Source organism: Curtobacterium sp. ZW137 (assembly GCF_003762905.1).
GTDB lineage: Bacteria > Actinomycetota > Actinomycetes > Actinomycetales > Microbacteriaceae > Curtobacterium.
Genome location: NZ_RJKS01000001.1, coordinates 255,896 through 276,278, shown reverse-complemented (window position 1 = coordinate 276,278; position 20,383 = coordinate 255,896). Strand labels below are relative to the sequence as shown.

14 protein-coding genes and 1 pseudogene are annotated in these 20,383 nt (G+C 70.9%); 1 reads left to right on the top strand and 14 read right to left on the bottom strand.

Annotated features, from left to right (window positions below):
• Positions 1-43: 43 nt before the first annotated feature.
• Both lepA and EDF55_RS01205 read right to left on the bottom strand, forming a co-directional pair.
• Positions 44-1,891: a translation elongation factor 4 gene (lepA, locus tag EDF55_RS01210; protein ID WP_123653127.1), complete on the bottom strand. Its 1,848-nt coding sequence runs from the start codon at positions 1,889-1,891 to the stop codon at positions 44-46.
• A 117-nt stretch (positions 1,892-2,008) separates the two neighbouring features.
• Positions 2,009-3,175: a pyridoxal phosphate-dependent aminotransferase gene (locus tag EDF55_RS01205; protein ID WP_123653126.1), complete on the bottom strand. Its 1,167-nt coding sequence runs from the start codon at positions 3,173-3,175 to the stop codon at positions 2,009-2,011.
• A 190-nt stretch (positions 3,176-3,365) separates the two neighbouring features.
• On the opposite strand from EDF55_RS01205, the gene rpsT reads away from it, so the two are divergent.
• Complete coding sequence (rpsT, locus tag EDF55_RS01200; RefSeq protein ID WP_123653125.1) at positions 3,366-3,626, top strand: 30S ribosomal protein S20; 261 nt, start codon at positions 3,366-3,368, stop codon at positions 3,624-3,626.
• Positions 3,627-4,072: 446 nt separating this feature from the next.
• On the opposite strand, the gene holA is transcribed toward rpsT, so the two are convergent.
• From holA to EDF55_RS01140, 12 genes and pseudogenes are all read right to left on the bottom strand, one after another.
• Entirely contained in the window at positions 4,073-5,092 is a 1,020-nt protein-coding gene (gene holA, locus EDF55_RS01195) for a DNA polymerase III subunit delta (RefSeq protein ID WP_123653124.1), read from the bottom strand.
• Positions 5,093-5,711: 619 nt separating this feature from the next.
• Positions 5,712-6,986, bottom strand: a pseudogene (locus EDF55_RS19205) (ComEC/Rec2 family competence protein); the annotation flags it as partial.
• A gap of 521 nt (positions 6,987-7,507) precedes the next feature.
• Positions 7,508-8,263, bottom strand: a complete 756-nt coding sequence (locus EDF55_RS01185; RefSeq protein WP_123653123.1) for a ComEA family DNA-binding protein — start codon at positions 8,261-8,263, stop codon at positions 7,508-7,510.
• Positions 8,264-8,368: 105 nt separating this feature from the next.
• Positions 8,369-10,975, bottom strand: coding sequence for a leucine--tRNA ligase (gene leuS / locus EDF55_RS01180; protein WP_395869683.1), 2,607 nt, complete (start codon positions 10,973-10,975; stop codon positions 8,369-8,371).
• 27 nt (positions 10,976-11,002) lie between these two features.
• Complete coding sequence (cydC, locus tag EDF55_RS01175; protein ID WP_123653121.1) at positions 11,003-12,697, bottom strand: thiol reductant ABC exporter subunit CydC; 1,695 nt, start codon at positions 12,695-12,697, stop codon at positions 11,003-11,005.
• Positions 12,694-14,334, bottom strand: coding sequence for a thiol reductant ABC exporter subunit CydD (cydD, locus tag EDF55_RS01170; protein ID WP_123653120.1), 1,641 nt, complete (start codon positions 14,332-14,334; stop codon positions 12,694-12,696). Before cydD ends, cydC begins: the two co-directional genes overlap by 4 nt.
• Before the next feature lie 17 nt (positions 14,335-14,351).
• Positions 14,352-15,356: a cytochrome d ubiquinol oxidase subunit II gene (gene cydB, locus EDF55_RS01165; RefSeq protein ID WP_123653119.1), complete on the bottom strand. Its 1,005-nt coding sequence runs from the start codon at positions 15,354-15,356 to the stop codon at positions 14,352-14,354.
• Positions 15,356-16,768 (bottom strand): cytochrome ubiquinol oxidase subunit I, encoded by a 1,413-nt coding sequence (locus tag EDF55_RS01160; RefSeq protein ID WP_123653118.1) that lies wholly within the window; start codon positions 16,766-16,768, stop codon positions 15,356-15,358. Before EDF55_RS01160 ends, cydB begins: the two co-directional genes overlap by 1 nt.
• Before the next feature lie 288 nt (positions 16,769-17,056).
• Positions 17,057-17,992, bottom strand: a complete 936-nt coding sequence (locus EDF55_RS01155) for an ABC transporter substrate-binding protein (protein ID WP_243698340.1) — start codon at positions 17,990-17,992, stop codon at positions 17,057-17,059.
• A complete protein-coding gene (locus EDF55_RS01150; RefSeq protein ID WP_123653117.1) occupies positions 17,989-18,729 on the bottom strand; it encodes an ABC transporter permease in 741 nt (246 codons plus the stop codon). Before EDF55_RS01150 ends, EDF55_RS01155 begins: the two co-directional genes overlap by 4 nt.
• The gene (locus EDF55_RS01145) at positions 18,726-19,448 is read right to left on the bottom strand and encodes an ABC transporter permease (RefSeq protein ID WP_123653116.1); all 723 of its coding nucleotides are present in this window, start codon (positions 19,446-19,448) and stop codon (positions 18,726-18,728) included. The genes EDF55_RS01150 and EDF55_RS01145 overlap by 4 nt, the downstream gene beginning before the upstream one ends.
• A complete protein-coding gene (locus EDF55_RS01140) occupies positions 19,445-20,314 on the bottom strand; it encodes an ABC transporter ATP-binding protein (RefSeq protein WP_123653115.1) in 870 nt (289 codons plus the stop codon). Before EDF55_RS01140 ends, EDF55_RS01145 begins: the two co-directional genes overlap by 4 nt.
• Positions 20,315-20,383 lie beyond the last annotated feature (69 nt).

Genomic DNA, 20,383 nt, shown 5'->3' with positions numbered 1-20,383 from the left:
GCGGTCTGCCTGGCCGCCTTCCGGTCTCGCAGCCGCTAGTCCGCTACTTCTTCTTCTCTTCGACGTCGCCGGAGAGCGCCGCGATGAAGGCTTCCTGCGGGACCTCGACCCGACCGATGGTCTTCATGCGCTTCTTGCCCTCCTTCTGCTTCTCGAGGAGCTTGCGCTTGCGGGTGATGTCACCGCCGTAGCACTTCGCGAGGACGTCCTTGCGCATCGCGCGGATGCTCTCGCGGGCGATGATGCGGGCGCCGATCGCCGCCTGGATCGGGACCTCGAACTGCTGACGCGGGATGAGCTTGCGGAGCCGCTCGGTCATCAGCGTGCCGTACGCGTACGCCTTGTCGCGGTGCACGATCGCGCTGAACGCGTCGACCTGGTCGCCCTGCAGCAGGATGTCGACCTTGACGAGGTCGGCCGCCTGGTCGCCGATCGGCTCGTAGTCGAGGCTGGCGTAGCCCTGCGTCTTGCTCTTCAGCTGGTCGAAGAAGTCGAACACGATCTCGCCGAGCGGGATCTGGTAGCGGATCTCGACGCGGTCCTCACCGAGGTACTCCATGCCGAGCAGGGAGCCGCGGCGCTGCTGGCAGAGCTCCATGATCGCGCCGACGTAGTCCTTCGGTGCCAGGATCGCGGCGCGGACCATCGGCTCGCGGACCTCGACGATGCGCCCGGTCGGGAACTCGGACGGGTTCGTGACCTCGGTCACGGTGTTGTCCTCGTTCGTGACCTCGTAGATGACGCTCGGGGCGGTCGTGATGAGGTCGAGGCCGAACTCGCGGGAGAGCCGCTCGGTGATGATCTCGAGGTGCAGCAGCCCGAGGAACCCGCAGCGGAAGCCGAAGCCGAGCGCGACGGAGGTCTCGGGTTCGTACACGAGTGCCGCGTCCGAGAGCTTGAGCTTGTCGAGCGCCTCGCGGAGGTCCGGGTAGTCCGAGCCGTCGATCGGGTACAGGCCCGAGAACACCATCGGCTTCGGGTCCGTGTAGCCGGGCAGGGCTTCGGTCGCCGGACGCTGGGCGCTCGTGACGGTGTCGCCGACCTTCGACAGGCGGACGTCCTTCACGCCGGTGATGAGGTAGCCGACCTCGCCGACGGACAGGCCCTTCGTCGGGATGGGCTCCGGGCTCGACACCCCGATCTCGAGGATCTCGTGCGTCGACTTGGTCGACATCATCTGGACCTTCTCGCGCGGGGCGATCGAGCCGTCGATCATGCGGATGTACGTCACGACACCGCGGTAGCTGTCGTAGACCGAGTCGAAGATCATCGCGCGGGGCGCGGCGTCGACCGTGCCGACCGGGGCGGGGACCGTCCGGACGACCAGGTCGAGGAGCTCCGGCACGCCGACGCCGGTCTTGCCGGAGACGCGGAGGACGTCCTCGGGCTTGCCGCCGATGAGCTGCGCGAGCTCGGCCGCGTACTTGTCGGGGTCGGCGGCGGGCAGGTCGATCTTGTTGAGGACCGGGATGATCTGCAGGTCGTTCTCGAGCGCCAGGTAGAGGTTCGCGAGCGTCTGGGCCTCGATGCCCTGGGCCGCGTCGACGAGCAGGATGGCGCCCTCGCACGCGGCGAGCGACCGGGAGACCTCGTACGAGAAGTCGACGTGCCCGGGTGTGTCGATCATGTTCAGCGCGTAGGTCCGGCCGTCCAGCTCCCACGGCATGCGGACGGCCTGCGACTTGATCGTGATGCCGCGCTCACGCTCGATGTCCATGCGGTCGAGGTACTGGGCGCGCATCGCACGGTCCTCGACGATGCCGGTGATCGAGAGCATGCGGTCGGCCAACGTCGACTTGCCGTGGTCGATGTGCGCGATGATGCAGAAGTTGCGGATCGCGTCGGCCGGAGTCGCGGCGGGCTCGAGCGGAGTTGCTGCTTGTGGGCTCACGGTTCCTCAGGTGGGTCGGACGGTCGAACGATTGTCCCACGGTTGGGCGCGCTTGCGGTGCGGGGTGTGGCGGGCGCGCACCGGGCCTCCCGTCCGGGGTCCCGGCCGGCCGTCTGCTCAGACGGTGGCGTGCGCCGGAGCCGGCAGCGCGCCCAGGCCGCGCCGGAGGTCCTCCGGGGTCGCCGCCAGGCAGATCCGGATCCACCCCTCGCCCGTCCGGCCGAACGCGCTGCCCGGTGCGACCGCGACCTTCTCGTGCTGCAGGAACGCGAGCGTCCACTCCGCGACGTCACCCTGGGCGGCGTGCGACATGTCGATCCACAGGTAGAAGGCGCCGCGCGGGTCGTTGTAGCGGATGCCGGCGGCGTCGAGGACCTCGGTCGCGACCGCGAGGTTGGCGCGGTAGTGCTCCCGGGCGTCGCGCACCGCCGAGTGGTCCCCCACGATCGCCGCGAGGGCCGCGTACTGGTCCGGCTCGGCGACGCAGCTGATCATCGCCTCCTGCGTGGTCCGCATCGTCGCACCGAGGCCCTTCGGCGTCACGAGGTACCCGACACGGACGCCCGTCATCGCGTACGTCTTGCTCAGCGAGAACGCCGTGAACACCCGGTCGTCCTCGTCGAGCGCCGCCAGGCTCACGTGCCGGGTGTCGTACGTGAAGTACTCGTAGACCTCGTCGCTGATCACCCACAGGTCGTGCCGCTTCGCCAGCGCCAGGATGCTCCGGAGGGTGCCCTCGCCGAACACCGAGCCGAGCGGGTTCGACGGTGAGTTCACCACGATCGCCCGGGTGTGCTCGGTGATGCTCGCCTCGAGCGCGTCGAGGTCCGGCTCGAACCCGTGCTGTGGCTCCAGCCGGTACGGCACCGGCGTCGCCCCGATGATGTGCGCGTTCATCGTGAACGTCGTGTAGCCGGGGTCCGGCACGAGGAGCTCGTCGCCCGGGCTCAGCACCAGCGTCATCGCCTGGAACAGGGCCTGCGTCGCCCCGACCGTCACCCAGATCTGCTCGAGGTCCGCCTCGATGCGGTTCTCGCGGAGCAGCTTCTCCTGGATGGCCCTCCGGAGCGGTGCGATGCCGCCGTTCGGCGTGTAGTCGGTGCGGTCCTCGGTCCACGCCCGCTTGGCGGCGTCGGCGATGTGCGCCGCGACCGGGACGTCCGGCTCGCCGATGACGAGCATCGTGACGTCCTCGCCCTCGGCCTGCAGCAGGGCGGCCTGTTCGAAGACCCGGCGGATGCCGGAGGCGGGGACGGTGTCGATCCGAGGGGCGAGGGACGGCATGCCCAACACGGTAACGCCCGCGTGTTTCCGCGCGGTGACGCGTGTCGCGCGCATTGAACCGCCGTTCCCTGCCTGGTAGTGTTGCTTGCTGGCTTGCGCGTTCCCCGCCCACGGGTGGAACGCGAGACGACCAAGGGCCCCTCTACCCAGCGGTCGCATTCACCCGTACGAGACGAAGCAGGAGCACCACATGGCGAACATCAAGTCGCAGATCAAGCGCATCAAGACCAACCTCAAGGCCACGGAGCGCAACAAGGCCTACAAGTCCGAGCTCAAGACGTTCATCCGTCACACCAACGAGGCGATCGTCGCCGGCGACAAGGAGAAGGCCACCGCCGCTCTCGCCGTGGCGTCGAAGAAGCTCGACAAGGCCGTGAGCAAGGGCGTCATCCACAAGAACCAGGCCGCGAACCGCAAGTCGGCCATCGCGAAGAAGGTCAGCGCGCTCTGAGCCGCTGACGCTTGAAGGCCCCGCACCGAATGGTGCGGGGCCTTCGTCGTTCCGGGGGGGGGGCGGGGCGGGGTGGCCCGGGGTGGCGCGGGTCTCGCTGACGGCGGGCGCGCGGCGCGGCTCGGCTCCGCACAACGGAAACCACTTCGCACCACGTGATTCCGTGGTGCGAAGTGTTTTGCGTTGTGCGGCGCCCGCTCGCGCCGCGGACGGACAGCAGCCGGGTCGCGGCGCCGGCGCCGATGCCGCCACCTGGTGACGCGCGGGGCTCGGCTCGGCTCCGCACAACGGAAGGCACTTCGCACCACGCGTTTCCGTGGTGCGAAGTGGTTTGCGTTGTGCGGCGCCCGCTCGCGCCGCCGACCGCCGGGCGCCGGGCCGCGACGGGCGGGCGCGCGCGTGCGGGCGCGCGCGCGTGCGCGGACCGACGGGAGGCCCGGGTCGACTCAGCGGTCCTCGCCGCGACGGGCGATGGTGCGGACCATGACCTCGAGCGCGTAGTGCGCGTCGCGCGAGCCACCCTTCACCGCGGTGTCCGCCTCGGCGATGCTGATGATCGCGTTCGCGAGGCCGGCCTCGCTCCACCCGGCGACGTCGCGCTGGGCACGCTGCACCTGCCACGGCGCCATGCCGAGCGCGGAAGCCGCCTGGCCGCTGGAGCCCCGGAAGGCACTGACCTTGGCCATCGTGCGGATCTTGCTCGCGAACGCCGCGACGATCGGCACGGGCGCTTCACCCGTCGACAGGGCGTGCCGCAGCTCGACGATCGCCGGAGCCGACCGGCCCGCGAGCGCGATGTCGGCGACCTTGAACGCGTTGGTCTCGACGCGGCCGCCGTAGTACTTGTCGACGACCTTGTCCGTGATCTCCTGCGCTTCGTCGGCGAGCAGCTGCCGGCACGCGGCCGCGAGCTCGGCGAGGTCGTCCGCGAACGCCGCGACCAGGGTGCGGACGGCCGAGGGCGCGATCTTCCGTCGGGCGGCGCGGAACTCCGCGTTCACGAAGTCGATGCGGTCGGTCTCCCGCTTGAGCTCGTCGCACTGGACTTCGATCCCGCCGCCGACACCGCTGCGGATCGTGTCGAGGAGCTTCTTGCCCCGGACCCCGCCGCCGTGTCGGAGCACCAGGGTGACGTCGTCGGCGGGGTTGCCGAGGTAGGAGATCGTCTCGGTGATGAAGGCGTCCGTGCACTTCTCGACGTTGGTCACCCGCACGAGCCGGGGTTCGCCGAACAGGGACGGGCTGGCGAGGGTCGCGAGCAGGCCGGGGGCGTACTGGTCCGCTTCGAGGTCGTGGACCTCGAGCGCAGGATCCTCGCCGACCAGCAGGTCGCGCAGCATGCCGGTCGCCCGCTCTGCGAGGAACGTCTCCGGCCCGGTCACGAGGATCACGGGCGCGGGACGGATGCCCGACCACGGGACCTGGTCGATCTTCGCGGCGGCGCGCGCGGGCTTCTTGGCGGGCATGCGTTCCTTCCGACGGTGCGGCTCCGAGTCTACGGGCCACCCCCGACGCGGACGGCACGGGGTCGGCGGACGCCCGCTCGGTCCACACCTCTGGGCCCTCGGTCCCCCGGCGCACCACGACGGTGCCCTGCAGATCGGTACGGAAGGGTGTCGTCCCCGCTGCCGCCAGCATCGACAGCGCCCGGTCGGTGGGGTGTCCGTAGGTGTTGTCCGCGCCGACGCCGATCAGCCCGACCGGCGCCGCGAGCTCCCGGTAGAGCACCGGGTCCTGGTCCGCCGAACCATGGTGCGACACCTTGACGACGTCGACCGGTTCGATGCCGGCGCTCCCCCGCAGCCGGCGTTGCGCGGTGGCATCGAGGTCCCCGAGGAACACGCCCGACAGACACGACGTGCACGACGGTGCCGAGGGACCGACCGCGAGCACGATGCTCGCGTCGTTGCCGTTCGCGGAGTCGCTCGCCCGCGGCCAGAGCACGCGCCACGGGAGGGCACCGAGCAGCCCCGCGACGCCGTCGTCGCCCCGTCGCACGTCCACTCCTGCCCGCTGCAGGTCACGGACAACGGCATCGTCCGCCGGTCGTCCGGTCGACCCGGTCAGCGCGATGTCGACGTCGGCCGCGACCTCGTCCACGGCGCCGACGTGGTCGCGGTCGAAGTGCGTCAGCACGAGCAGGTCGATCCGGTCGACGCCGAGCAGGTCCAGGCACGCGCGCAGTCGCTCCGGGTCGTCCCCGGCGTCCACCAGCGCGGTGCTCGCCCCGTTGCGGACGAGGACCGCGTCCCCCTGGCCGACGTCGCACGCCGCGATCGCCCAGTCGCCGGGGAGCCCGGCCCGGACGATCGCCCGCGGGACGAGCGTCGATGCGATGCCGATCACCCCGACCACCGCCGCGATCAGCAGCACCCGGGTCCGGAGTGCTGCGGGTACGAGCACCGCGGCGACCAATCCCGAGCTGACCGTCGCGGCCGCCGCCACGCCGAGCAGCCCGGTGGGCCACGGCACCGCGGCGAACGGCAGTGCAGCGGCACCGTGCGCGACGGCACCGATGGCCGCGGCCGGCGCCCAGGCGACCGCCGCGACGACCGACGCTCCCGCCGGCCACACGGGTGCGAGCAGGCACGCGCCGAGCCCGAGCACGGTGACCACCGGCGCGAGCGGCTCGGTGACGAGGTTCGCGGGCACCGCATACGTCGGGAGCGCGGCGGAGAGTGGGATCGTCAGCGGCCAGCACGCCACCTGCGCGGCGATCGGCACGGCCAGCGCCGCGGCGATCGGCGTCCAGCACCGTCGAGCCAGCACCGCGGTCACGGGCGGTCCGAGCACGACGATGCCGCTCGTGGCGAGGACCGACAGCCCGAACGCGAAGGAACGCGAGAACCAGGGGTCGACGACGAGCATCCCGAGCACGGCGAGGCAGATCAGCGGGATGCCCCGCACCGGACGCCCCGCGAGGTGCACGACCAGGACGACGACGGCCATCACGGTCGCCCGGAGGATCGACGGGTCCGGACGCACCAGCACGACGAACCCGAGCAGCAGGGTGACCGCACACGCCGCTCGCGCCAGCCGCCCGAGCCCGGCCGCCTTCCCGAGCACGACGACGAGCGCGACGATCACCGCGCAGTTCGATCCCGAGACGGCGGTGAGGTGGGTGAGCGCACTGGTCTCCATGGCGGTCTCCGTCGCCGGGTCCAGCCCGCTCCGGTCCCCGATCGCGAGACCGCGGAGCAGCGACCCGCCCGGCTGCGGTAGCTGCGAGGTCACGTCAGCGAACGCGGACCGCGCGGTGTTCGTCTCGGCGAGGAACCCGCTCGGTGGCGACGTGGCCGGGGTGCCGCGGAGGAACACGACGAACGCGGTGGCCGATCCCGGTCCGTCCGCTTCGAGCATCCCGGAGCCGGACACCCGCGTCCCGGCACCGAGCACGGACGGCGCGTCGGTGTCCCGCGACGGGACGAGCCGGACCGGCACGTCGAGCCCGGAAAGGCCACGGGCACCGAGGACCTCATCGACCCCGTCGACCGCCGACAGCGTCCCGACCACGGACCGGTCCCCGGCGCCGAGGTCACGGTCGAGCACCGCCTCGACCCGTACCGTCCGGCCGAGGACCGCGGTGAGCGCTGCCGGCGAACGACCCGGCTCCGCGACGGCCACCGCGACCCCGACCAGCCCGACGAAGGCCGCCGACGTGACCACGAACGCAGCAGCGACGCGGAGCACCACCGACGAACGCCCGACACCCGGACGCCCGGCACCCGAACACACGACGACCAGCCCCACGAGGACCACGCAGCCCGCCCCACCGGCAACCCACCAGCCCCGGTCCGGCACCCCGACGAGCACCGCCGCAGCGACCCACGCGACGGCAGCCGGCACAGCGATGCGCAGGTCCGTCCGGTCCGGCGCGACGTTCACACCCGCACCCGGTCCTGCAGCTCGGCGAACCGGACGTCCCCGATGCCCGCGACGTCGAGCAGGTCCTCGACCGCGGCGAACCGCCCGTGTTCGTCACGCCACACCAGGATCCGCCCGGCCAGGGCCGGCCCGATGCCCGGCAGGGTCTCGAGCGCGGTCTGGTCCGCCGTGTTCAGGTCGATCAGGTCCGACGGCGCACCCGCTCCGGGAACGCCTGCCGACGCACCACCCGCAGCACCACCGGCGCCGCCAGCAGCCCCGCCACCGCCGGCGCTGCCAGCACCGCCAGCACCGCCGCCACCAGCCGCGTCCAGCGCGGCGGGCAGCTCGGTCTCCCCCACCTTCGGCACGTAGAGGCGCTCCCCGTCGACGAGGGGCCGCGCGAGGTTCAGCCGTGCGAGGTCGGCATCGCCAGCGGCTTCCCCCGCCGCGGAGAGGGCGTCGGTGACCCGACTCCCCGCAGGGAGCGAGACGACCCCCGCCCGCCCCACGGCCCCGAGCACGTGCACCACGACGACCGCCCCCGCAGCGGACGACGCAGAAGCAGAACCACCAGGACCAGGACCAGGACCGGAACCCGGCACACCAGGACCAGACGCACCGGCAGCAGGGACCGCGGACGCCCCGTCCACCGACACCGTCCCACCGGCACCCCCACCCCGCGCACTGAGCACGATCACGACCAGCGCCACCGCGACGACGATCGCAGCGAGGACGAGCGCCGCACGGGGCGTCAGGGTGAACCGGGACATGGCGGAAACGCTACGGAGCCCGACCGTTCGGCCGGGCTCCGCGACGAGACACTGTGGACAGCGAGCTGTAGGTTCCGCCTGTGCAGGAAGAACCGGAGGAGCGCGCTACCCCTTGATGGCGATGTTCACGAGCTTCGGCGCGCGGACGATCACCTTCACGATCTCCCGCTCGCCGATGTACCGCTGCACGTTCGCCGAGCCGCGGGCGAGCCGCTCGAGCTCGTCCGCCTCGATGGACTTCGACACCTCGAACGAGTCGCGCACCTTGCCGTTGACCTGCACCACCGCGGTGAGGGTCTCCTGCACCAGCAGCGTCGGGTCGGCCTTCCGCCACCCGTACGTCGCCACCGAGGACGTGTACCCGAGGCGCTCCCACATCTCCTCGCCGGTGTACGGCGCGAAGACGCTGAGCCCGAGGGCGATGGTCTCGACGGCTTCGCGGACGGCGGGGTCGCCGGCACCGGGGCCGTTGTCGATCGCCTTGCGGGTGACGTTCACCAGGTCCATGAGCCGTGCGATCACGACGTTGAACTTGAACGACTCCATCATCCCCGGCGCGTCGGCCAGGAACCGGTGGGTGACCTGGCGGAGCGCCCGGTCGCCCTCGGCCCACACGGCGTCCGGCGTCGAGGTGACGTCGGTCGCCAGGCGGTAGGCGCGGGCGAGGAAACGGGCGGAGGCCGCCGGGGAGACGTCCTCCCAGTTGATGTCGTCCTCGGGCGGGCCGGCGAAGCCCATCACCATGCGGATCGCGTCGACGCCGTGCGCGTCGAGCTCGTCGCCGAGGGAGACACCGCCCTTGGACTTCGACATCTTCGAGCCGCCGGAGAGCACCATGCCCTGGTTGAGCAGCGCCGAGAACGGCTCGGTGAAGTCGAGGTAGCCGAGGTCGAACAGGACCTTCGTGACGAACCGGGCGTAGAGCAGGTGCAGGATCGCGTGCTCGACGCCGCCGACGTACTGGTCGACGGGCGCCCACTTGCGCGCCATCTCGGGGTCGAACGCCTTGGTGTCGTCGTTCGGCGACAGGAAGCGCAGGAAGTACCAGGACGAGTCCACGAACGTGTCCATGGTGTCGGCGTCACGCTTCGCGGGCGTGCCGTCGACGGGGTTCGGCACGTTCACCCAGTCGGTCGCCCCGCCGAGCGGCGAGGTGCCCTTCGGCTTCAGGTCGAGGCCCTCGGTCGAGGGCAGCACGACGGGCAGCTGGTCGAGCGGCACCGGGTGCTCGGTGCCGTCGGCGCCGTGGATGATCGGGATCGGGGTGCCCCAGAAGCGCTGGCGGGAGATCAGCCAGTCGCGGAGGCGGTACGTCTTGGCGGCACGGCCGGTGCCGCGCTCCTCGAGGAGCTTGATGGCGGCGGTGATCGCGTGCTGCTTCGACATCCCGTCGAGCGGCCCGGAGTTCATCATCCTGCCCTGGCCCGTCAGCGCTTCACCGGTCGTCGCCGGGTCGAGCGACGGCAGATCGGCCAGCGACATGTCGGGAGTGATCACGGGGATCGCCCCGGTGACGGCGGCGTTCGTGTCCACGACGACCTTCACCGGCAGGTCGAACGCGCGCGCGAAGTCGAGGTCGCGCTGGTCGTGCGCCGGCACGGCCATGACCGCGCCGTGGCCGTAGTCGGCGAGCACGTAGTCGGCGGCCCAGATCGGCAGGCGCTCACCGGTGAGGGGGTGGATCGCGAACCGGTCGAGCGGCACGCCGGTCTTCGGGCGGTCGGCGTTCTGCCGGTCGATCTCCGATGTCTTCTGCGTCGCGGTCAGGTAGTCCTCGAACGCGGAGCGGACGGACGGCGACGCGGGAGCGACCAGGGCGGCAGCGAGGTCGGAGTCCGGTGCGACCACGAGGAACGTCACACCGTGGATGGTGTCCGGGCGCGTCGTGAACACGGTCACGGGCTCGTCGTGGCCCTCGATCACGAAGTCGACGTCAGCACCGACCGAGCGGCCGATCCAGTTGCGCTGCATGGCGAGGACCTTCGACGGCCACCGGCCCTCGAGCTGGTTGAGGTCGTCGAGCAGCCGGTCCGCGTAGTCGGTGATCTTGAAGTACCACTGCGTCAGCTTCTTCTTGACGACGACGGCGCCGGAGCGGTCGGAGGTGCCGTCGGGCAGGACCTGCTCGTTGGCGAGCACGGTCTGGTCCACCGGGTCCCAGTTGACCCAGCTGTCCTTGCGGTACGCCAGGCCCTTCTCGTACATCTTGAGGAACAGCCACTGGTTCCACTTGTAGTACTCGGGGTCCGAGGTGTGGATCTCGGTCGTCCAGTCGAAGGACGGCGCGTACCGCTTGAACGAGGCCTTCTGCTGCGCGATGTTCGCGTAGGTCCAGTCCTTCGGGTCGACGCCGCGCTTGATCGCCGCGTTCTCGGCGGGCAGCCCGAAGGAGTCCCAGCCGATCGGGTGCAGCACGTTGAAGCCCTGCTGCCGCCAGTAGCGCGCGACGAAGTCCCCGAGCGCCCAGTTCTCGGCGTGGCCCATGTGCAGGTCGCCGGAGGGGTACGGGAACATCTCGAGGATGTACTTCCGCGGACGGCGGTCCTCGGGGTCGATGGTGAAGAGGCCGAGCTCTTCCCAGCGGCTCTGCCACTTGTCCTGGATACGACGGAAGTCGTAGGCGTGCGGGTCCTCGACGGGCTGCTCGATGGTCACGGAACTCTCAATCGGTCTGGAGGCGCGGTGAACGTCCGTCGGACGTGCTCCGGTCATCAAGGATATGCGCCCAGGGCATGCGGCTCACGCCACCAGGCGGCCGTCTCGCATCCGGAGGGTCCTGGTGACCAGGTCCGGCGGCACCGGCACGTGCGACACGACCACGACGGTGTTGCCCGCGGCCCGCGCGGTCCCCACGAGGTCCCGGAGCACCGACTCGCCGAGGTCCGGGTCGATGTCGGCCGTCGGCTCGTCGAGCACCAGCACCGGGAACGCGTGCAGGAGCGCCCGGGCCAGCGCCAGTCGGTGCGCCTGCCCGCCGGACACGAGCGCGCCACGCTCCCCCACGCCCGCGTCGAGCCCACCGCGGCGCGCCACCCAGGACCCGAGCCCGACGCGCTCGAGCACCGCGAGGAGCTCGTCGTCGGTCGCGGTGTCCCGGGCGAAGAGCAGGTTCTGCCGGATCGACTGGTCGAACACGAAGGGGTCCTGCTCGATGAGCCCGACCCGGGCGCGCACGGCGTCCGGGTGCATCGACCGCGCCTCGACGCCGTCGAGCGTGTAGCTGCCCTCGTGGTCGACGAACCGCACGAGCGCGTCCACGAGCGTCGACTTCCCGGCGCCGCTCGGCCCCGCGATCACGACGACCTCGCCGGGGGCCAGCGCGAACGACACGTCGTCCACCGCGGGCACCGCCGATCCGGGCCACCGGACGGTCATCCCCGCGACGGCGACGGTGACCGGCCCGTCCGCGACGAGGTCGGACGCCAGGGCGTCGGCGTCCGGCTCGGGCACGATGCCCGCCGGCAGCGTCTCGGGGACGACCTGCTCGACGCGGGCGGCCGCTGCCCGGACCCGCCGGAACGTCAGCACCGCGAGGGGCACCCCGCCGACGACCTCGAACAGGGCGAGCGGCACGAACACGGCCAGCGCCCAGAGCGGCCCGTCGAGCGCCCCCGTGACGACCGCGGGTGCGCCGACCGCCAGGATCCCGATCACGGCGGCACCGCCGACGAGCCCGACGAGCGCGCCGACGAGCGCCTCGACCGTGGCCCGACGTCGCACCGCGCGGGTCACCCGGTCGTCGAGCGTCGCGATGTGCGCCAGCCGCTCGTCGAGGGTGCCGTAGGCGGCGAACACGTCGAGCGTGCGGACGGTGTCGAGCACCAGGTCGGCGACCCGGCCCCGTTCGGCAGCGGTGGTCTCGTCGCTCCGCCGGGCGATCGCGGCGGTGACGACGGACCCGAGCACGGCGGCCACGACGAGCGCGAGGAACAGGACGAGGGCGGCCGGCAGCGACACCAGGGCGACCGCGACGACGGCGGCCACGGCGGCCACACCCGCGGACACGAGCGGACCGACCACCCGGATCGGCAGGTCCTGCAGCCGGTCGGTGTCGGTGACGAGCCGGGTCATCAGGTCGCCGCGACCGGTCGCCCCGAGCCCCGCCGGCGCGATCGAGGCCAGCCGTCGGTACATCTCCGTCCGCACCACGGCGAGCTGCCGGAACGAGGCATCGTGCCCGGCGAGGCGGTCCACGTACCGGAGCGCGGCCCGCCCGAGCGCGAACGCCCGGACGCCGACCATCACGAGCGTCAGGTACAGGATCGGCGGGTGCTCCGCCGCGCGCGTGATCAGGTAGCCGCTCGCGGCGAGCAGCGCGACCGCGCACAGCGCACTGAGCGCGCCGGCGGTGACCGCACGCCCCCAACCGGGCCCACGCGGCATCGCGAGGCGCAGGACGGAGCCGTCACGGGCCTCCAGGTCGGTGCTGCTCATGCGTGTGCTCCCGCGACGTGCGTCGTGACGGATCCGGTGTCGCCGATGGCGACCAGGAGGTCGGCAGCCGCGACGACCGCCGGTCGGTGGCTGGCGACGACGACGACCGCGCCGTCGTCGGCGAGTCGACGGATCGCGGCGACGACGTGCGCCTCGGCGTCGGCGTCGAGCGCCGACGTCGGTTCGTCGAGCAGGACGAGCCGCGTGTCGGCCCGGGTGTGCCGGTACAGGGCGCGGGCGACGGCGACGCGTTGCGCCTGGCCGCCCGACAGACCGGTCCCGCCGGCACCGACCTGGAGGCCCGGGTCGAGTCCCAGCCCCGCCTCGCCCAGGGCGGACGCGACCGTCGACGGCACGGGGGTCGCGCTGAGCGCGACGTTCTCCGCGATGGTCCCGCGGACGAGTCGGGGCCGCTGGTCGGCCCACGCGATGCGGTCCGCCCGCGTCGTCCCCGCGGCCCCGGGCACGGTGATCGCGCCGTCGTGCGGCAGCACCCCGCGGATCGCGGCGATGAGGCTCGACTTGCCGGAACCGCTCGGGCCGGCGAGCACCACGACGGTGCCCGGACGCGCGTCGAGGTCCACGGGACCGATCACCACGTCGGGTCGGCGCACCGTGACGCCGCGGAGCACGAGGTCGGTCGCGGCCGGTGCCGTCTCCGGCCGGACGGCGGGCGTGCGGTCGTCGGCGAGGACGTCGAGCACCGCGCTGGACGCCTCGACGCCGTCCTGGGCCGCGTGGAAGTCCGCGCCGACCTGGCGGAGGGGCGCGAACGCCTCCGGGGCGAGGACCAGGACGAACAGCGCCGCGCCGAGCCCGAGCGAGCCGTCGACGAGCCGGATGCCGATCGACACCGCGACCAGGGCGACGGAGAGGCTGGCGGCGAGTTCGAGGGCGAACCCGCTCATGAAGGAGAGCCGGAGGACCCCGAGCGTCCCGCGGCGGTACTCGTCGGTGACCGTGCCGATGCGGCCGACCTGGCGTCGGGCCCGCCCGAACACCTTGAGCGTCGCGAGGCCCTCGACCGCCTCGAGGAAGGCGCCGCCGAGCCGGGCGAGCGCGTCGGACTGGCGCTGCTGCAGCGACTGCGTGGCCATGCCGATCAGGATCATGAACACCGGGATGACCGGCAGCGCGCAGAGGATGATCAGTCCGCTGGTCAGGTCGCCGAAGCCGATCGCGACGAGGAGCACCGGTGTCGCGATCGCGGTGAGCGCGAGCTGCGGCAGGTACCGGCCGAAGTACGCGTCGAGGGCGTCGAGCCCCGGCCCGAGCGTGGTCGCGAACCCCGCGCTGGACCGTTCCGCGAGCCAGGCCGGACCCCGTTCGGCGGCCCGGGCCAGCACCGTGGAGCGCATCTCGCTCTTCACCGTCGCGGCGGCCCGGGCGGCGAGGTCGTCCGTGGCCCAGGCCGCGACCGCCCGGAGGGCGAACGCCGCGCCGAGCAGCGCGAGCGTCGGGACGAACGTGTCCGGCATCCCGCCCCGCGCGTCGATGACCTGGGTCACGGCGGCGGCGATCCCCCACGCGATCCCGATGGTGGCGATCGTGCGGAGGACGCCGGTGCCGGCCGCGGCGGCGATGGAGCCGCGCGCGGACCGCGACAGGCGGAGCAGGCGCGGGTCGAGCGGCTTCATCGTGGTGCCTCCTGGTCTCAGTGCACTGCCGCGGTGACCTGGGCCCGCGTGACGCGCTTGCGGAACACCCAGTACGTGAACGCCTGGTAGGCGAGCACGAGCGGCACGAAGATCAACGCCACCCAGCTCATCACCGTCAGCGTGTACGTCCCACTCGAGGCGTTGTACACGTTCAGGCTGTTCGCCGCGTCGTTCGTCGCGGGCATCACGTCCGGGAAGACCGCGGTGAACATCGCGAGCACCACGGCGGCGATGGTCACGGCCATGAGCGTGAACGCCCGGCCCTCCCGGCCCCACGCGTTGCAGAGCACGGCGAGGACGAGCGCCAGCGCGGCGACGACCGACAAGACGAGTGACGTCGGGGTCGCCCGGACGAAGGCCATCGACACCAGGAACGCGGCGGCGACGACGATCGTCACGATGCCCGCGCGGGTCGCCAGGCGCTTCGCCCGCACCCGGATGTCCCCCTCGGTCTTCAGCGCGATGAAGACGACACCGTGCGTGAAGAACACCAGCAGCGTGGCGAGGCCGGTCAGCAGCGCGAACGGGTTCAGCAGGTCGAACAGCGTGCCCGTGTAGTTGTGGCCGGAGTCCATCGGGATGCCGCGGACCACGTTGCCGAACGCGACGCCCCAGAGGAACGACGGCACCGCGCTGCCGACGATGATCATCAGGTCGAACGAGCGCTTCCACTGCAGCTGCTTGTTCTGGTGCCGGTACTCGAACGAGACGCCGCGGGCGATCAGCGCCGCCAGGATGAGCAGCAGCGCCAGGTAGAAGCCGGAGAACATCGTGGCGTACCACTCCGGGAACGCTGCGAACAGGCAGGCGCCGGCGACGATGACCCAGGTCTCGTTGAGGTCCCAGACCGGGCCGATCGTGTTGATCATCACGCGCCGGTCGGTGTCGTCCTTGCCGAGGAACGGCAGCGCCATGCCGACGCCGAAGTCGAAGCCGTCGAGGACGAAGTAGCCGACGAAGAACAGGCCGACGATGGCGAACCAGAGAACGGGGAGATCCATCAGTAGACCGTCACTTCGTGCTTGACCTCACCGGTCTCCTCGTCGACCGCTGCCGGAGCGGCAGGGCCCTCTTGCGCGACCTTCTTGATCAGCCGGAACTCCACCACCGCGAGCGACCCGTAGATCAGCGTGAAGACGACCAGCGAGATGAGGACCTCGAGCCCCGTGACGTTCGGCGAGACCCCGTCCGCGGTCTTCAGCAACCCGAACACGAGCCACGGTTGCCGGCCCATCTCGGTGAAGATCCAGCCGACGATCATCGCCGCCATCGGCAGCGGCACGGCCCACGTCGCGATCCGCCACACCCAGCGCTGGCGCGGGAAACGGCCCTTGCGGGTCAGCCAGAGGCCGGCGAGCGAGACCATCACGGCGCCGACGCCGAGGGCGATCATCCAGCGGAAGGACCAGTAGGTCACCCAGATGATCGGCTTGTAGTCGCCGGGGCCGTACACCTGCGTGTACTCGGCCTGGAGGTTGTTGATGCCCTCGACGGTGCCGGTGAAGGTGTGGGTGGAGAGGAAGGAGAGCAGGTAGGGCACGCGGATCGAGAAGAGCTCGTGCACCCCGTCCGGCGTGCCGAGCGTGAAGATCGAGAACGAGGCGTCCTTGCCGGTCGCGGTGTTGTACAGCGCTTCCGCGGCGGCCATCTTCATCGGCTGCGTGTCGACCATCGTCAGGCCGAGCTGGTCGCCGGTGAGCACCGTGAGCGCCCCGGCCGCGACCATCGTCCACAGGCCGAACTTCAGCGCCGGCATCATCGTCTCGAGGTTCTGGTTGCGCGCCAGGTGGTAGGCCGCGACGGAGATGATCACGCCGGCAGCCACCATGAAGCAGGCGAACAGCGTGTGCGGGAACGCCGCCAGCGCGACCTTGTTCGTCAGGACGGCCCAGATGTCCGTGAGTTCCGCGCGGCCCTTGGCCTCGTTGATGACGTAGCCGACCGGGTGCTGCATGAACGCGTTCGCCGCGATGATGAAGTACGCCGACATGATCGTGCCGGCGCTGACGCACCACATGCTCGCGAGGTGCACGCCCTTCGGCAGGCGGTCCCAGCCGAAGATCCACACCCCGATGAACGCCGCCTCGAAGAAGAAGGCGAGGATGCCCTCGAGCGCGAGCGGAGCGCCGAACACGTCACCGACGAACCGGGAGTAGTTCGACCAGTTCATCCCGAACTGGAACTCCTGCACGATGCCGGTGACGACACCCATCGCGAAGTTGATCAGGAAGATCCGACCGAAGAACCGGGTGAGCTGCAGGTAGTGCGCGCGGCCGGTCCGGTACCAGGCGGTCTGGAACGTCGCGACGACGACGGCCATGCCGATCGTCAGCGGGACGAAGAGGAAGTGGTAGATCGTCGTCAGACCGAACTGCCACCGCGACAGGATCAGGGGATCGAGGATGTCGTTCATGCGGCGGAACCGATCGGGAACGCCGCGCGCTGCTGGTGCACGTCAGTTGCTTCCTGTGGAAGGGCTACTTCTGGTGTGTCACAACCGTTGGGACACCCCCACGCTACCGGCAGGACGGTCGTTTCGACAACTTGTAGAACTGCGGTCTGCACGAACGTGCAGCAGGTGTGCACGGCACAACCGTGCGGAACTTCTGTGCTCGGACACTCGTTCCCGCGCGCTCCCACGAACGACGACAGGTGCCGGGCGAGCGCCCGACACCTGTCGTTTATTTCTGCAGCGGGGTGCTTACAGCAGGCCCTGCTTCTGGAGGAACGCCTTCGCGACCGACGCCGCGGACTTCTGGTCCACGGAGTTCTGACGGTCCAGCTCGATGAGCGCCTCGGTGGTCAGCACCTTGTTGACCTTGTCGATCGCCGCGGTCGCCTTGGACGACAGCTTCGAGGACACGATCGGCGTGACGTTGTTCACCGGGACGAGGCTCTTCGGGTCCTCGAGGGTGACGAGCTTCTCGGTCGCGATCGACGCGCTGGCCGAGTAGATGTCCGCGACCTGCGAGTCGCCGTCCTTGATCGCCTTGACCGTCAGCGGGCCACCGGAGTCGTTCTGCTGGTTGACCTCGGCGGTGATGCCGTACTTGGCCTTGAGGCCGGTCGGACCGTACGCGGCCGTCGCGAACTCGGGGTTCGCGGCGATCGAGATGGTCCCGCCGATCTTGGACAGGTCGGCGATCGACTTGAGGTCGTACTTGTCCGCGAGGTCCTGGGTCACCGTGTAGGTGTCCGAGTCGGACGCGGCGGCCGAGGTGAGCGCCTTGACACCGGAGGGGAGCTCGTCCTTCAGGGCGGCGTTGATGCCGTCCGTCGTGGTCTCCGTCGTGGTGTCCTTCTTGTCGGTCTGGAGCAGGTAGTTCAGCAGGTTGCCGTTGTACTCGGGGAAGACGTCGATGTTCCCCTTGGCGACCTCGGGCCAGTAGGCCTTGCGCTGACCGATGTTGAGCTTCTTCGTGACGTCGAAGCCCGCGTGCTCGAGCTCCTGCGCGTAGAGCTCCGCGATGATCTCGTTCGACGGGTAGGCCTGCGAGCCGACGGTGATGGTCTTCGAGTCGCTCGAGCCCCCACCGGAGGACAGCGGGTCGCCCGAGGAGCAGCCCGCGAGGGCGATCGCTGCCGCGGTGGCGACGGCGATGGTCGCGCCGAGGCGCTTGGTACGTGCTGTGATCACTGGAGGGTTCCTTCCAAGGGGGTTGATGCTCGACTTTCCGAGCTGTCAGCGTCGCGCCGTCCATCACTCGCGGAGGCGGCGGTGAGTCCCGCCGGCACCGCGAGCCGCTGCAGGACGGCGAACACGATCTCGAAGACGATGGCGAGTGCGATCACCAGGAGCGAACCGCCGAGGACCTCTTCGTAGTCCTGGTTCGCGAGCCCGGAGAACGCGTACCCGCCGAGACCGCCCGCGTTGATGTACGCGGCCAGGGTGGCGGTGGCGATGACCTGGAGCACCGCGGCGCGGATGCCACCGACGATGAGCGGGAGCCCGAGCGGGATCTCCACCTTCGTCAGCAGCTGCCACGTCGTCATGCCCTGGGCGCGTGCGGCGTCGATCGTCACACGGTCGATCGCCTCGAGCCCGGAGTACGTGCCGGCCAGGATCGAGGGGATCGCGAGGATCACGAGGGAGATCAGCGGCGCCTGGATGCCGAGGCCGATCCACAGCGCGAGGATCGTCAGGAGGCCGAGGGTCGGGAGCGCGCGGACACCGCCGGAGAACCCGACGGCCAGGCTCTTGCCCTTGCCGGTGTGGCCGATGACCAGCCCGAGCGGCACCGCGATCGCACACGCGATGACGACGGAGAGCAGGGTGATCCAGATGTGTTCGACCAGGCGGACGGGGATGCCGTTCGGTCCGGTCGAGTTCGCGGGGTCGAAGATCCAGGCGATGGCGCCGGCGAAGAGGTTCACGCGGAGACCTCCCCGGTGCGGACGTCGGCCGCGGCACGGCGCCGGACACTGCGGGCGGCGCGGCCGCTCCCCCGGGTCCAGGGCATCACGATGCGTCCGATGAGCACGAGCAGCGCGTCGATGACGAGTGCGAGCACGATCGTCAGGACGATGCCCGTCAGGATCTCGACGCTGATGCCGCGCTTCAGGCCGTCGGTGAGCAGGAAGCCGAGGTTCGGGATGCCGAGGAGCGCACCGACCGTGACGAGGCTCACCGTGCTCACGGCGACGACCCGGATGCCGGCGAGGAGGACCGGGCCGGCGAGCGGGAGCTCCACGCGGAAGAACCGCTGCGTGGGCGAGTAGCCCATGGCCTCTGCCGCGTTGACGACGGCGGGGTCGACGGCGTCGAGCGCGTCCGCGGCCGAGCGGGCCATCAGCGCGACGCCGTAGATCGTCAGCGCGATCACCACGTTGAGCGGGTCGAGGATGTTCGTCCCGAGCAGCGGCGGCAGCGCGAGGAACAGCGGGAACGACGGGATCGCGTAGAGCAGGCTCGCCACCACGACGATCGTCGAGCCGGTCGCGCGGGCACCACGGCGCCCCTTGCGCAGCCGGTTCACGAGCAGACCGATCGGGACCGACAGCACGAAGCTGATCACGATCGGCGGGACCGACAACCAGACGTGCGCGATCAGGTTCGACGTGATCGTGTCGAGGTTGCCGGTGACCCAGTTCACGCGGTGTCCCGGGTCGGCTGCGGCACGGCGGACGCCGCGTCCACCACCTGCACCGGCCCGGTGAGCACACCAGCGGCACGGCCGTCGCCGTCCACCACGATCGGCCCGGTCGGCGTCTGCTCGACGCGGAGCGCACGACGACCGCGGCCGGCACCGATGAAGTTCGCGACGAAGTCGTCGGCGGGCTCCGCGAGGATCTCCGCCGGCGTGCCGAGCTGGGCGATCTCGCCGCCCTTCTTCAGGATGACGACCTGGTCGCCGAGCTTGAAGGCCTCGTCGATGTCGTGGGTGACGAACACCACCGTCTTGCCGAGTTCACGCTGCAACCGGATGAGCTCGTCCTGCAGGTCGTTGCGGACCAGCGGGTCCACCGCGCCGAAGGGCTCGTCCATGAGCAGGATGTTCGGGTCGACGGCGAGCCCGCGCGCGACACCGACGCGCTGCTGCTGCCCACCGGACAGCTGCGACGGGTAGCGGTCGGCGAAGGCACGGTCGAGGCCGACGGTGTCCATCAGCTCGAGGGCGTGCGCCCGTGCGTCCTGCTTGGACACGCCGGTGAGCAGCGGCACCGTGGCGATGTTGTCCGCGACCTTGCGGTGCGGCAGCAGCCCGGCGTTCTGCATCACGTAGCCGATGCTGCGGCGGAGCTTCACGGGGTCGACCCCCGCGACGTCCTCGCCGTCGATCGCCACGGAACCCGACGAGGGGTCGACCATGCGGTTGATCATGCGGAGCAACGTCGTCTTGCCACAACCGCTGGACCCGACGAAGACCGTCGTGGTGCGCGATGGGATGACGAGGTCGAACCGCTCGACGGCATTGGTGCCGTCCGGGTACGTCTTGCGCACCGAGCGGAACTCGATCATGGGTGCCCTTCTGGTAGGAGGTAGCCCGACTCCGAGTGAGAGTACCCGTCAGCACCGACAGCGGTTCGT

Coding starts and splice junctions, on each gene's coding strand:
- EDF55_RS01205 (WP_123653126.1), bottom strand. CDS start 3,175: ATGCCGTCCCTCGCCCCTCGGATCGACACCGTCCCCGCCTCCGGCATC.
- rpsT (WP_123653125.1), top strand. CDS start 3,366: ATGGCGAACATCAAGTCGCAGATCAAGCGCATCAAGACCAACCTCAAG.
- holA (WP_123653124.1), bottom strand. CDS start 5,092: ATGCCCGCCAAGAAGCCCGCGCGCGCCGCCGCGAAGATCGACCAGGTC.
- EDF55_RS01185 (WP_123653123.1), bottom strand. CDS start 8,263: ATGTCCCGGTTCACCCTGACGCCCCGTGCGGCGCTCGTCCTCGCTGCG.
- leuS (WP_395869683.1), bottom strand. CDS start 10,975: ATGACCGGAGCACGTCCGACGGACGTTCACCGCGCCTCCAGACCGATT.
- cydC (WP_123653121.1), bottom strand. CDS start 12,697: ATGAGCAGCACCGACCTGGAGGCCCGTGACGGCTCCGTCCTGCGCCTC.
- cydD (WP_123653120.1), bottom strand. CDS start 14,334: ATGAAGCCGCTCGACCCGCGCCTGCTCCGCCTGTCGCGGTCCGCGCGC.
- cydB (WP_123653119.1), bottom strand. CDS start 15,356: ATGGATCTCCCCGTTCTCTGGTTCGCCATCGTCGGCCTGTTCTTCGTC.
- EDF55_RS01160 (WP_123653118.1), bottom strand. CDS start 16,768: ATGAACGACATCCTCGATCCCCTGATCCTGTCGCGGTGGCAGTTCGGT.
- EDF55_RS01140 (WP_123653115.1), bottom strand. CDS start 20,314: ATGATCGAGTTCCGCTCGGTGCGCAAGACGTACCCGGACGGCACCAAT.